At 36.2% G+C, this 12,197-nt stretch carries 12 protein-coding genes and 1 pseudogene; 6 read left to right on the plus strand and 7 right to left on the minus strand.

Annotated features, from left to right (window positions below):
• Window positions 1-72: 72 nt before the first annotated feature.
• From murF to FJR37_RS11505, 7 genes and pseudogenes are all read right to left on the minus strand, one after another.
• Window positions 73-1,428: a UDP-N-acetylmuramoyl-tripeptide--D-alanyl-D-alanine ligase gene (gene murF, locus FJR37_RS11475; RefSeq protein WP_039204998.1), complete on the minus strand. Its 1,356-nt coding sequence runs from the start codon at window positions 1,426-1,428 to the stop codon at window positions 73-75.
• Window positions 1,429-1,650: 222 nt separating this feature from the next.
• A pseudogene (locus tag FJR37_RS11480) lies at window positions 1,651-2,427 on the minus strand (Rpn family recombination-promoting nuclease/putative transposase); the annotation flags it as partial.
• Between the two features lie 295 nt (window positions 2,428-2,722).
• Window positions 2,723-3,127 carry a type II toxin-antitoxin system VapC family toxin gene (locus FJR37_RS11485; RefSeq protein ID WP_254434565.1) on the minus strand — a complete coding sequence of 135 codons (405 nt, stop codon included), beginning with the start codon at window positions 3,125-3,127 and terminating at the stop codon, window positions 2,723-2,725.
• The gene (locus tag FJR37_RS11490) at window positions 3,115-3,372 is read right to left on the minus strand and encodes an AbrB/MazE/SpoVT family DNA-binding domain-containing protein (protein ID WP_168466071.1); all 258 of its coding nucleotides are present in this window, start codon (window positions 3,370-3,372) and stop codon (window positions 3,115-3,117) included. Before FJR37_RS11490 ends, FJR37_RS11485 begins: the two co-directional genes overlap by 13 nt.
• A 107-nt stretch (window positions 3,373-3,479) precedes the next feature.
• Window positions 3,480-4,559: a chromosome segregation protein ParM gene (locus FJR37_RS11495; protein WP_371416117.1), complete on the minus strand. Its 1,080-nt coding sequence runs from the start codon at window positions 4,557-4,559 to the stop codon at window positions 3,480-3,482.
• Between the two features lie 505 nt (window positions 4,560-5,064).
• A complete protein-coding gene (locus tag FJR37_RS11500; RefSeq protein WP_254434566.1) occupies window positions 5,065-5,622 on the minus strand; it encodes a hypothetical protein in 558 nt (185 codons plus the stop codon).
• Between the two features lie 53 nt (window positions 5,623-5,675).
• Entirely contained in the window at window positions 5,676-6,182 is a 507-nt protein-coding gene (locus tag FJR37_RS11505; RefSeq protein WP_233455515.1) for a hypothetical protein, read from the minus strand.
• A gap of 278 nt (window positions 6,183-6,460) precedes the next feature.
• Here FJR37_RS11505 and FJR37_RS11510 point away from each other — a divergent pair, with 278 nt between their 5' ends.
• The 6 genes from FJR37_RS11510 to FJR37_RS11535 all read left to right on the plus strand — a co-directional run bounded on the left by FJR37_RS11510 (window position 6,461) and on the right by FJR37_RS11535 (window position 12,046).
• Window positions 6,461-6,664: an addiction module protein gene (locus FJR37_RS11510; protein ID WP_039204995.1), complete on the plus strand. Its 204-nt coding sequence runs from the start codon at window positions 6,461-6,463 to the stop codon at window positions 6,662-6,664.
• Window positions 6,665-6,712: 48 nt separating this feature from the next.
• Window positions 6,713-6,943 carry a hypothetical protein gene (locus FJR37_RS11515; RefSeq protein ID WP_039204994.1) on the plus strand — a complete coding sequence of 77 codons (231 nt, stop codon included), beginning with the start codon at window positions 6,713-6,715 and terminating at the stop codon, window positions 6,941-6,943.
• The gene (locus FJR37_RS11520) at window positions 6,924-7,205 is read left to right on the plus strand and encodes a type II toxin-antitoxin system YafQ family toxin (RefSeq protein ID WP_039204992.1); all 282 of its coding nucleotides are present in this window, start codon (window positions 6,924-6,926) and stop codon (window positions 7,203-7,205) included. Before FJR37_RS11515 ends, FJR37_RS11520 begins: the two co-directional genes overlap by 20 nt.
• Before the next feature lie 253 nt (window positions 7,206-7,458).
• Window positions 7,459-8,985, plus strand: coding sequence for a ferredoxin:protochlorophyllide reductase (ATP-dependent) subunit B (gene bchB / locus FJR37_RS11525; protein ID WP_168466072.1), 1,527 nt, complete (start codon window positions 7,459-7,461; stop codon window positions 8,983-8,985).
• A 340-nt stretch (window positions 8,986-9,325) separates the two neighbouring features.
• Window positions 9,326-9,661, plus strand: a complete 336-nt coding sequence (locus FJR37_RS11530; protein WP_027401640.1) for a hypothetical protein — start codon at window positions 9,326-9,328, stop codon at window positions 9,659-9,661.
• A 1,149-nt stretch (window positions 9,662-10,810) separates the two neighbouring features.
• Window positions 10,811-12,046, plus strand: a complete 1,236-nt coding sequence (locus FJR37_RS11535) for a glycosyltransferase family 4 protein (protein WP_053539700.1) — start codon at window positions 10,811-10,813, stop codon at window positions 12,044-12,046.
• Window positions 12,047-12,197 lie beyond the last annotated feature (151 nt).

The following is a 12,197-nucleotide window of genomic DNA, read 5'->3' on the forward strand; positions in this document are numbered from 1 at the left end:
TTTTCGGTGTATTATATTTATCCGAAAAACCAGACTTAATTAAGTTTGTTTTGTCTGAAATACCAGGAATTTTTAATTGGTAAATTCTGCCCGCAATTGGTTAACAACTCGATCTAATCCCACAGAATGGGCGGCTTTGAATAATAAGCGATCGCCTGTTTGCATAAATGTTTTTAATCTTGTTACCAAATCAGCATGATTTGTGAAACATTCGCAAGATATATTATCGGCACTATTAGCAATAATTTCCGCATCTTGACCATCAACTAATACCAATAAACCATCCAGATGCAAATTCTTGACCATTTCTCCAACTTTTCGATGAAGTTCTGGGGATCTTTCTCCTAGTTCTTTCATTGCCCCTAAAACCGCAATTTTTCGCTTTCCGGGTGTGTCTGCTAACAACTGCAAAGCTGCTAACATGGCTTCTGGGGCGGCATTATAGGTTTCATCTAAAATCACCACATCATTAGCTAAAGTAAAGCGTTGACTTCTACCTGTGGGCATATTTACCATAATACCAGATTGTAATAATTGCCAATCAATTTCTAATACCTTGGCTACTGCTAAAGCTGCTAAAAAATTGGTAGCATTATGACGACCGGGTAAAGGTAAAGGTAGACGCATTCCTGCAACTTCTACAGTTTCATTATCAGTTAATTCTCCTTGAATATCGCCACCAGAAAAACCATAACTGATAACTTTACCCTGCCAGAACTTCGCTGCCGTTTCCATTAATAATGGATTATCATAATTAAGAATAGCAATACTATCATTTGGCATGGTTGCTAATAATTCACATTTAGCTTCTGCAATGGCTTCTTCTGAACCAAGTAACTCAATATGCGCCGTGCCTACATTAGTAATTACCCCAATTGTCGGTTTAGCAATTTCTGTCAATTCGGCAATTTGTCCCCTTCCCCGCATAGCCATTTCGATGACAGCAAAGTTATTTTCTCTACCCATTTCTAACAGGGTTTTGGGAACACCTATTTCATTATTAAAATTCCCGTAGGTTTTATGAACTTTGCCTTTTGTGGCTAAAACTGCGGAAATTAATTCTTTGGTTGTGGTTTTCCCGACTGAACCTGTGATGCCAATGACAGGAATAGCAAAGCTTTCACGCCACCATTTAGCAATTTGTTGATATGCCTTTAAAGTATCTTTAACCCGCAAAACCGGAAAACCGGGATTTTCGTAATGATGATCAACTATTGCAACTATAGCCCCTTGAGCGATCGCTGTGGGTACAAAATCATGTCCGTCAAACTTTTCTCCTCGCAAAGCCAAAAACACTTCCCCTGGTTGCAAAATGCGGGTATCTGTTTGTATCCCAATAGCCAACTGAGTTAAGGTAGATACAGATACATTCACAGGTTCAGCGATAAGAACTTCAAGCAGTTGAGAGATAGTGATAGAGACTGACATACTGATAAACGATAGGGTATTTTAAAGTTATTCACCTTATCATTTTTTGTGTCACTTTCATTGAAGATTTATTTTTGTGAAGTTCTATACACTAAACTGGTTTAGATGATTTGTAATACGTATTACTGTTGAAGTGGAGAATCTATCTCTTGTTTAATTCTATTGATTAGGTAATCTCCTTTTCTTCAACAGTAGTATTTTCTGGAACTGATTAAATCATTTTTATTTGTCCTTTGTGTTGATATTCTGCTGTTGGATAATCTGGCTAATTTCTGCCAGACTTAAATTTAAAACTTGTGCGATTTGTTCTTTAGTTAAACCTAATCCTATCAAACCAGGAACTGCGTCTAACTTAGCTTTGTGTTCACCTTCTTCTTTTGCTTCTTGATAAAATCGGGTTTGTTTTAACTCACTTAATCCAAACATGGCTTCTATTTCCTCCCTATTCATTCTTGGAAACTTGTAAATTAAAATTGTCTCGATGATTTGTAATAGTTGTTGCTGTTGAAGTTGAGAATTTATCTCTTGTTTAGTTCTGGTGATTAATTCTCTAGCTTGGGTAATGGAATTATCTGCGTTAGCGATGATTAGTTTTATTGTAGCAATACCAATGGGTAAAGATGTTGTTTCTGCTAATTCGTCCAGATAAATCACTCTCACTCGTTGACTGGTGAAAAATTCTTGATAATGCTGAATATCTTTTGTATCTATGCTGCTGGTTGGATAGATAACTACAGCACTCCAGTGATTTTTGGGGTTGTTTTGGCGAATGTAAAGAAATATTTCGCTAAAAAGTCTATGGTAGAGATCCTTATCTGATTGAAATTGTACTTCTAAAAAGTAGATGGGGTTATCTGTATTTTGGTTAGGTAAGAAAACTCCATCTATTCTCAAGGCTGTTTGTTTGACTTCAACTGATGAAAATTGATAAAGTTCTGCTAGTTGGGGAGAGTTACCAATGAGTTCAAAAAATATGCTGGGTATTTCTTGAAATAATCTTTCAGAGGGAACAGGGAACGGGCAACAGGAAACAGGAAAAACTCATGTTTAAAAACATGAGATTGAAATAATGACACTGTTTTTTTCGTGCTACGCATCTTTTAAAAACATCCTTTTTTTGACTGAGCTTTAAACTCAGAACTAAAGTTTTTTATTTGCTCCCTGTTCCCTGTTCCCTGTTCCCTTCTTTTGTAAAATATGCTGTCTGTTTTCATTTTGAAAAGTTGTTTGGAGGAGTAAAATTTTAGTTATCTGAAACTTACGAAGTGGGTTTATTGTTGTAATAATAACGAATTTATAAATCAGGTTTTTTTACTGTTGAATTAGATAAACTTTGAGATTTTTTAATAAATTTTTCATCAAAAGTATAAAACTCTAAACAATGATTGCTAGAAGTTAAATGAAAAGCATCTGCAAAATCAATACCATTTTCATGCCATTCAATAACTTGTAAAATCAGCCTTTCATTAGTTAAATAAACATTAGATAAACCAAAAACCTTTCTAAAAGCCTGACAAATTTCTAAAGGTTTAAACTTATAAGCAAACCTTAAAACCCATTCGGTTTCCAAAATGACAGTATCAGCAATAAAAATATTTTTATTTTTGAATAATGCTAAACTTTGTTGATACTGTAGCTCATCATCTTTGGTAATAAATCTAACGATAATGTTAGTATCAATGGCAATCATTGACTCCATAATTCTTCTATTCCTTGTGCTACCGCTTCTTCCATTTCTTCAATTGTTTTGGCTTTTCCTTGATAATTCAAACAACCAGCAGCATCATCTAATTTTGTTTCTGGAAAAGTTTTTTTAGGCTTTAATAAAATTCCATCCCCCAAATTAATTATTATTAATTCCTGTCCATCTTGCCAATGATACTGATCTCTTAAAACTTGGGGAATAGTAATTTGACCTTGAGTTGATAGTTTAGTAATTTCCATTGCAATAATTTTCCACTATTTATGGTAATCTAATTTTAACATATATTCATAGCTATTTGAAATTGTACTTTTAAAAGTAGATCAGATTATATGTAACTATTGCAACATTAATTTTCTGACCTAGCAGCACGCATAAATTGCGCTCCTCCATAAATATACTGTCCTAAAGCATTAGCTTGTCGGGAAGGTGCAGCTAAATAGGCATTGATTTTAGCTTCTTTGAGGAGACGTTGGATATCTTCCCAAAAAAACTCTCCACCACCACCTGTAATAATCACATCAGTTACCCGCTCTGGCAACCACGCTAACACACGAGAGCAAATTTCCCGTGAAAACTGCTCTGTCAGATTGGGGAGAAAATAATCTAAATTAGTAGGTTTACTAACACCTTTAGGACGGTAAAATCTTTCACCTTTGGGCTTATTCACCTCAGAAATAAATACTAAAGATTGACTATCTGCACCATCTATTTCCTTAGCTACCATTTCATAAAACTGACTCATTCCGAAGTCTTCACTCTTAGAAAGATATTTAACAAAACGGAAATTATCCACCATGAGCATATCAATGGTTTGGTGACCAATATCAATAATCCCCACAGATATTTTTGTAAAATTGGGAACTGTTGCGCCTTTATTCGGTTGAGTTTCTGACCATAGTAAACTACCATAGCCATTTGGAATTACCCATACCTTAGTAATATTTAAGGACACTAATTCACCTCTAAAATTCATTACATGGAGGCCAATTAACAACCTATTCAAATGCGATTTTTCATTTTCAAACTGCTCTAAGGAAAGGAAAGGTAAACTCAGGACAACAGCAATTTCATCTTTAAGCTTAAAGTAGCCAGCAGATGATAACACTTTGATAAGTGCATCCTCCACTTTAGATTGGCCAACACCGAGATTTGCGCCAAAGTCTGCTGCTAATTGACCAACAGCATAACCAATATCTTGATATTCTATCCACAAATTCATTAATGGATCAGTTCCTTTGGCTTCCAACACCAAGCCACGAATTTGTTTTATTGACATTTGCTTCACAGGAGAAGGAATGAAAGCCACATTACCAGGTTCAAGGCTCACACAGGTTTTTGTAGCAGTTCTACCTAAATCAACACTGAGAATAGTTTTACAAAAAATATCATTTAGTTTCGCTTCCTCAATTAGTGTGTTTTCTCTAATGTTTTTTGCTTCTATGGCTTTTACTTTTATTGCTTTTAAAAGACTTTCATAGTAGTCATTTGGAACGATAATTAACTCCTCTTGTAATTGCTCAAGAACTTGGTTAGTTTGCTCTACTGCTGCTTGAAATTCGTTTAAAGTATCTGCTGTAGGTTCTCTATCAATCTCCCACATTAAGTAAATAAGATTTTGCTGTAATCGTAATGCCAAGCGCAAACAATCTTTCTCTATTTCACTCAATATGTTCTGATCAGTTAACTCCTTAATCTGCTTTTTACTTTCATCAGCAAATTCATGATATTTTTTCTCTAAGTTTGTATATTTATCTGTTAATTCGTTTGCAACTTTTCTGTGATGTTTAGCGGCTTGTCTATCCTTTTCTCCAGCAGCATGAGAAGTAAAAGCACCTGCAACAGCACCAACAGCTAGACCTACAGCACCAAATACAAAAGGTAGTATGAAAATCATATAATTCTTGATTTATTATTTAGTGACTAGGAGGAAGTTAAGGAAGTTGAGAATCAGGCAATAATTTACTATCTACTGATGTAAGACCTAAAGATTGAGCAATAGCCACTGATTCACGTAACCGTTGCATAGCCTCTTCTATTCCTGGTGCAATTGGACGATTTGTAATTTCTTGATTAATTGCTTTTGCTTCTGCCAAAAATTCTAGATTTTTCTGATGTTCATAAATCAGTTCATTTTCAATTTCTTGTAATCTTCCTAATTCTTGCCGAGTTAAAGATTCATAATAGGTTTTTACAGCCTGTTTGTGATCATCTAAGATTCTGAAAAACTCAACAGCCATACCTCCAGCACCAACAACAGCTAATAAAGGTGCTACTGTAGTTAATGCGATCGCTATTGGTGGACAAGCCGCAGCTAATGTTGCTGTTGTAAATGCTGTTACACCCCCAACTGCACCACCCATAACAGTATCTTTTAATGTTGCTGTAGCAGCTTCCTGTGCAGAAATTTCACCTCGAACTACACGCAGCCCATGAGTTAAGGGACTTCCAAATAAAAAAATACTCAACCACCTAACGCAAAAATCTCTCAAACCCTTATTCCTCTGTGTCCTCTGCGCCTCTGTGGTTCGTTAATCAGGATAATTTATTTCTTGGAAGTCCCTAAAAGAGAAAAAGGTACAGTTGTAACTGCACCCACAGCCGCCCCTATTGGTGCAGCTTGCAAACCTGCCTTTACAGCACCAGTTAAGTTATCAAAGTGGTATTTAGCATTTAATCTCATTTGTTCCTGACTAGTCATGGTTTTATCACCACGAGCCATATTGTCTTTGCCATTCTCCCATCTGATATTACTCGGATCATTAGAACCTCCCTTACTGTGGGGTTTAACGTGACTAGCGTGCTTATCAGATAGGTAATCGTTGGCATTATTAGTGGCAGTTTGACTATCTATACCCGCACGTTGAGAAGGGGGAATTTTATCCAACATTTCTTGGGCTTGAATCCTGGTTCTAATAGGTTCACCAGGACGAACACCCCCTTTATATAATCTACGTGCCGTACTTAAAGGTAAATCCTGTAAATTGACGTGGTGAATGTTGGTTGTCGCAGCCGCATTGACAGCAGAATTACGCTGGGAATCGTCAGACATGGATAACTACCTTTTTATATTTGACAGAAGCGGTTGATAAAATAAATTATACTCAATACGGTAATAATTGACTACTGGTAAAAATAAATATATAGTTGGTGTAAATAAAAAGATTGCACTAGCGAAATACACGATGCAATTTAGTCAATGCGAGATAATGTAGAAACACAGTCATTGTCAATATGACATTTCCACAGAAAGAATGATAAAATAGCTTGTGGATAAAGTCTTTCTTTGTGCCTATTCTCAATTCAATTTACACAAGAGTATAAATAATTATGCTATCAGTTGAAGGATTAATTCAGGAAGCCTTGTCTTTACCCAATGCTACCAGAGTATTTTTAGTAGAAAAACTAATTGAAAGTCTAGAATCTGGTATTGATGAAAATATCCAAAAGAGTTGGAACACAGAAGCTAAAAAACGCAGAGATGAAATACGGAATCATACCGTTGAGCCAATTTCTGAAGAAATAGCTTTATGACTTAAAATAGAATTAAAAAACGTATGATTTACTTAACTAGGAGGTTCTATGATGACTTTACAAGAAATTATTAATTCTATAGAAAATTTACCCACAGAAGATCGAGAGTATTTATTTGAGTTTTTGCAAAAACAACGAATTAATCAAAAACGAACTGAAATTTTAACTAATGCGGAGGAACTTCAACAGGCTTTTAAGAATGGTACAGCAAAGAGAGGAACTGTTGATGATTTGATTGCTGATTTACTAGGAGATGATGATGGAAGTTGTTTGGAGTAGTGGATTTAAGAGGTCTTTCAAGAAGATTACAAAGAAAAACCCACAATTAAAAAATCAAATTATTAACGTGTTAATACTTTTGGCAGATGATCCATTTACCCCGTCTTTGAAGTCTCATAAATTAGGAGGAGAGTTAGCAGGTTTATGGTCTTGTTCTGTTGCGTATGACTGTAGAATTATCTTTAACTTCTCTGAGGATGAGGAGTTATTAGAAATGGTTATTTTATTGATAGATATTGGCAGCCATGATGAGGTTTATTAAAATGAATTTTTTCAACAATGGTTGATTTTGATATAAATATTTTGCAAAACGTTAAGATTTATTGACTTAAACAACATAAATATTGTTTAAATAATCAGCCATAACCCAGTCAGCAACTAGGTTTCACCCTCTCTCACGTCAAATAACCTCGCAACAAACCTTATTTGTTCATAGCGGTTAGGTTTGAGAAAATCAGAAACGATTTAATAATCAAGCACTTATAGTTATTTAACTTGTCAAGGGAGAACACAGGATGAAGTTAGCTTACTGGATGTATTCGGGACCCGCTCACATTGGAACTTTGCGGATTGCGAGTTCTTTTAAAAACGTTCATGCTATCATGCACGCGCCCCTGGGTGATGATTACTTCAATGTTATGCGTTCCATGCTATCGCGGGAAAGAAACTTTACCCCAGTTACAACCAGCGTCGTTGATAGAAACGTTTTAGCGCGAGGTTCTCAAGAAAAGGTGGTAGACAACATCACCCGCAAAGACGCGGAAGAACACCCCGATTTAATCGTTTTAACTCCTACCTGCACTTCCAGCATTTTGCAAGAGGACTTACATAACTTTGTCGAACGGGCGCAATTGGAAGCAAAAGGGGACGTAATGCTGGCGGACGTGAACCATTACCGCTACAATGAATTACAAGCCGCAGATCGCACCTTACAACAAATCGTCCAATATTACATTGAGAAAGCCCGGAAGCGGGGGGAATTACCAACAGAGAAAACAGTCAAACCCTCAGTTAACATTATCGGGGTTTCTACTCTGGGTTTCCACAATAACCATGATGTCACTGAACTGAAGCGGTTAATGACTGATTTGGGAATTCAGGTAAATACTGTGATTCCTGAAGGTGCGTCTGTTCACGAGTTAAAAACTATGCCTCAAGCTTGGTTTAACTTAATTCCTTATCGGGAACTGGGGTTAACTACAGCTAAATATTTAGAAGAACAATTCGGGACTCCTTACGTAGATATTACGCCGATGGGTGTGGTGGAAACTGCTAGATGTATCCGTAAAATTCAGCAGGTAATTAATGCCCAAGGTGCTGAGGTTAATTATGAAGACTTCATCAACGAACAAACTCTGCACGTATCCCAAGCGGCTTGGTTTTCCCGTTCTATTGACTGTCAGAACTTGACAGGGAAGAAAGCGGTGGTTTTTGGTGATAATACTCATGCGGCGGCTTTAACGAAGATTCTCTCGCGGGAAATGGGGATTCACGTGGTGTGGGCTGGTACTTATTGCAAGTATGATGCTGACTGGTTTAGAGAACAGGTGAGCGAATATTGCGATGAAGTATTGATTACAGATGATCATGGTGAAATTGGGGATGCGATCGCTCGCGTTGAACCTTCTGCTATATTTGGTACACAGATGGAACGTCACGTTGGTAAACGTTTGGATATTCCTTGTGGTGTCATTGCAGCACCAATTCACGTGCAGAATTTCCCCATTGGTTACAAACCATTTATGGGTTATGAAGGCACAAATCAAATCACTGATTTAATCTACAATTCCTTCACTTTGGGAATGGAAGATCACCTTTTAGAAATCTTTGGTGGACACGATACAAAGGAAGTAATTACCAAAGGAATTTCCGCAGAATCTGGTTTGAATTGGACAAAAGATGGTCAAGCGGAATTGAATAAGATTCCTGGTTTTGTGCGCGGAAAAGTGAAGCGAAATACCGAAAAGTTTGCCCGTGAACGTGGGTTTAAAGATATCTCGGCTGAGGTGTTGTATGCCGCTAAGGAATCTGTAGGTGCGTAGGTAAGAAGAGTGAGTAGTGAGGGCGAATATTTTAACCTTCGCTACTTGCTTTTTTTATATTAGTGTTTATAGTTAGAGACTTCCAAGAAATAAATTATCCTAAGAAACGAACCACAGAGGCACAGAGTACACAGAGAGAGAATTTCTGCATCAGTTTTGGGACATTTTTTTATTTGGAAGTCTCTTAGAGTGTTTCAAGCAATAAATGATCTAAAACCTGTCACTATCCTACGGGAAGAGAACACCCACTCAATGACAATTGGGCATTTTTTTAGTTGGAATACTCTTATACCCATTCTCCGTATCAAATTAAACCCAGTTAAGTTAATTCAATAACTATATGGATGAAGTAGTCAGAAAGGTTGCGGCTTTAGGTTTACCTGGTGTATTGCTTGTAGTGACAATGGCCGCTACTGGTCTAGCTGGAGGTGCTGCTATAACTACGGCCTTAGCAGCTTTGGGCGGACCATTTGGAATGATAGGTGGTATTGCGGCTCTTGGAGTTGCTGGATTAGTAGCAGATGCTCTAGGTAAATATGGTATTGATGGTCTTTTAACAGGAATATATCTGGAGCGAAAGAAAAAAGAGCCAGTAGCAAAATTGTGTAAAGAAATTGACGATTTACCTATTTCTAGCGATTTGAAGCGCAAACTTAGGGATGCTATAGGTTGCTAAGATAGCTTTAAATACTTTTGTACTGGTATCCATTCTCAATGGATACTCTTTATTTGATCTTTAAAACAACTCTTATGAATTACTCAGATACAAGGTTGGGTTGAGGTACGAAACCCAACAAATGCGTCGGGTTGCGCTGTCGCTTAACCCGACCTACAAAAAATGGACAAGGTATTGTTGCTACTAAGGAATGTGAATTAAATAAGGTGCAAAAGTAGGGTGTGTTAGCGACAGCGTAACGCACCATTCCAGGTTACATCAGAATTGCAGGTTATTAAATTTGCGTTCCTAACTAATTTTTTCCGGATAGAGATGGAATATTCAGCACTTATATTTTAGGGGGTTTTACTTTTTATCAGTGATGTAAGTGCAGTGACAATTATAAATTTTACACTTGCCATTTATCAATTGTTGAGTTGGATTAAGAAATTAGCCTTGAAAATAGGCTTTATTGTGGCAAATATATCTACGATTACCATTTAAAGGTATTCAAATTTAAGCTGGGCTAAATGCAATGATTGATACCCCTAATCAACAAAGGTATAAATAATCAGGGTTATTAAATCATTATTTGCAAGTAAATGCTATGACTCAGATTACAAGATCACTAATATTTTCTGGCGATTTGGCACTAAAATAGCCAGTATTTAGGGTATTCTAAGGGAAATAGTTAGATTTAACAATTTTCCAAGCAGTTTCTGAGTAATCTCTTGGCAGTATTAGCTATAAATCATGACTATCTTTAATTATGCAGGTAAATTATCTAGCATTAGTAAACCTGGGCAAATCGGACAATAATCAGCGGTAAAATAGGGTAAAAATTTGTAGTTTTGTCAGTCAGGTGTTTGATAATTTTAATAACAGTTCAGGAGTCATAATACTTGGTAATTCGGGAATATAGAGGAGAAATATTTGATAAAAATAATCTCAGACAACTCTAAAATCCGTTATTATTTTGACTGAATCTGAATGCTCACAAATTTAATAAAGGTATTGCATTTTTTTTGAATCAGCAATATCTAAAAACTTTATTTCTATATCCGGCAAAATTCAGCAAGAATTTAGTAGTGCTACAACCGAACAGAAGTAACAGCTTTTTATTGAATTTAAGATAATACCCTAATTCCAGTTAATTTATCAAGCTTAATTATGGAAAATATATCACAACTAGGGTCACAAGTTAGACATAAAACAGCTTACCCAGATATCCTCGTTATTTCCCGAATATTTCGCCCAGATGAGGCTGTAATTGGTGAATATGTCTATAATCGCTGTTTACAAGATCCAGATCGGGTAATTGTTTTAGCTGGTAGTTGTGCTGGAGATAAGAAATTCGATAAATCCCAACAATTTCCTGTTTATCGTTGGTTTAATTTTCCGGCTTGCTGTGATCACTGGCTAGGAAATATAATCCAATCTGGTTTTAATATTATTGCTGCTTTTTTATTAGCTATTAAATTATATTTTCGCTATCATTACCGCTACATTGAATGGTGTCACGGCTATGATTTTCCAGCATTGTTGTTACTCAGTTATATTTTACCAATTCGCTTTTTTATCTATTTACATGGTAATGATTTACTAAGTGTAACTAGTAATCCGTTATGGAGATGGCTATTAAAATTAACTCTCAATCGTGCTGATGGAATTGTTTGTAATAGTTCTTATATTCGCAATTTTTTAAGAAATACTTTTCGGCTAGATACACCCACTCATGTGATAAATCCGGTAGTGAGGTCAGAAAGATTTGGCAATCCCACTAGTTTGAGTCATATTGATGATTTACGTAATCGTATCCGGCAGATTTATAATATTCCTGAAACAGCGATAGTTATTCTTTCTGTGGGTAATTTAGTTAAATATAAAAACTTTAACCGGGTAATAGATAATATTCCCGTATTGCTAAATTTTGGTGTGGATGTTCATTGCATTATTTGCGGTGAAGGATCTTGTGAAATCCAGCTAAAATCTCAAGCGGAAAGGTTACGAATTGATCAACGGGTACATTTTGCAGGGTATGTGCCAGAAAGGGATTTAGCCGGTTATTATGCAGCTTGTGATATTTTCGCCATGTTAAATTCAGATAATTATGAAGATCAAACCATAGATAATTTTGGTATGGTTTATTTAGAAGCTGGTTATTTTGGCAAACCTGTAATTGCTTCTCGTTTAGGTAGTGTTTTAGATGCAGTTCATCATGAAGAAAATGGCCTGTTAGTAAATCCCGATTCTGGTTATGAGGTTTTGCAAACTTTTAATCGGTTATGTCAAGATTCACAGCTTCGGGAAAAACTTGGCCGTCAAGGTAGGGAATTAGCGAAACGGAAGACCTATCATCGCTGGTTATATAGTCCTGAATCTTGTTCTTCTTGTTTGTTAAATTAACCACCACCAAGGATGGTGACCACTTCCAAGTGCGCGATTTTTGATTTGAGTTGCAGTCCAAAATTGATTATGTAAGTAATTGGACAAAAATATTTACAGCCCACATTCCGCACCCCAAACTGTTCCAGAGGGAAATTACGGAGATGAAAAA

Origin of the sequence: Aphanizomenon sp. UHCC 0183 (genome assembly GCF_009712065.1) — a bacterium.
Taxonomy (GTDB): Bacteria; Cyanobacteriota; Cyanobacteriia; order Cyanobacteriales; family Nostocaceae; genus Dolichospermum; species Dolichospermum heterosporum.

Coding starts and splice junctions, on each gene's coding strand:
- murF (WP_039204998.1), bottom strand. CDS start 1,428: ATGTCAGTCTCTATCACTATCTCTCAACTGCTTGAAGTTCTTATCGCT.
- FJR37_RS11485 (WP_254434565.1), bottom strand. CDS start 3,127: ATGGAGTCAATGATTGCCATTGATACTAACATTATCGTTAGATTTATT.
- FJR37_RS11490 (WP_168466071.1), bottom strand. CDS start 3,372: ATGGAAATTACTAAACTATCAACTCAAGGTCAAATTACTATTCCCCAA.
- FJR37_RS11505 (WP_233455515.1), bottom strand. CDS start 6,182: ATGTCTGACGATTCCCAGCGTAATTCTGCTGTCAATGCGGCTGCGACA.
- FJR37_RS11510 (WP_039204995.1), top strand. CDS start 6,461: ATGCTATCAGTTGAAGGATTAATTCAGGAAGCCTTGTCTTTACCCAAT.
- FJR37_RS11515 (WP_039204994.1), top strand. CDS start 6,713: ATGATGACTTTACAAGAAATTATTAATTCTATAGAAAATTTACCCACA.
- FJR37_RS11520 (WP_039204992.1), top strand. CDS start 6,924: ATGGAAGTTGTTTGGAGTAGTGGATTTAAGAGGTCTTTCAAGAAGATT.
- bchB (WP_168466072.1), top strand. CDS start 7,459: ATGAAGTTAGCTTACTGGATGTATTCGGGACCCGCTCACATTGGAACT.
- FJR37_RS11530 (WP_027401640.1), top strand. CDS start 9,326: ATGGATGAAGTAGTCAGAAAGGTTGCGGCTTTAGGTTTACCTGGTGTA.
- FJR37_RS11535 (WP_053539700.1), top strand. CDS start 10,811: ATGGAAAATATATCACAACTAGGGTCACAAGTTAGACATAAAACAGCT.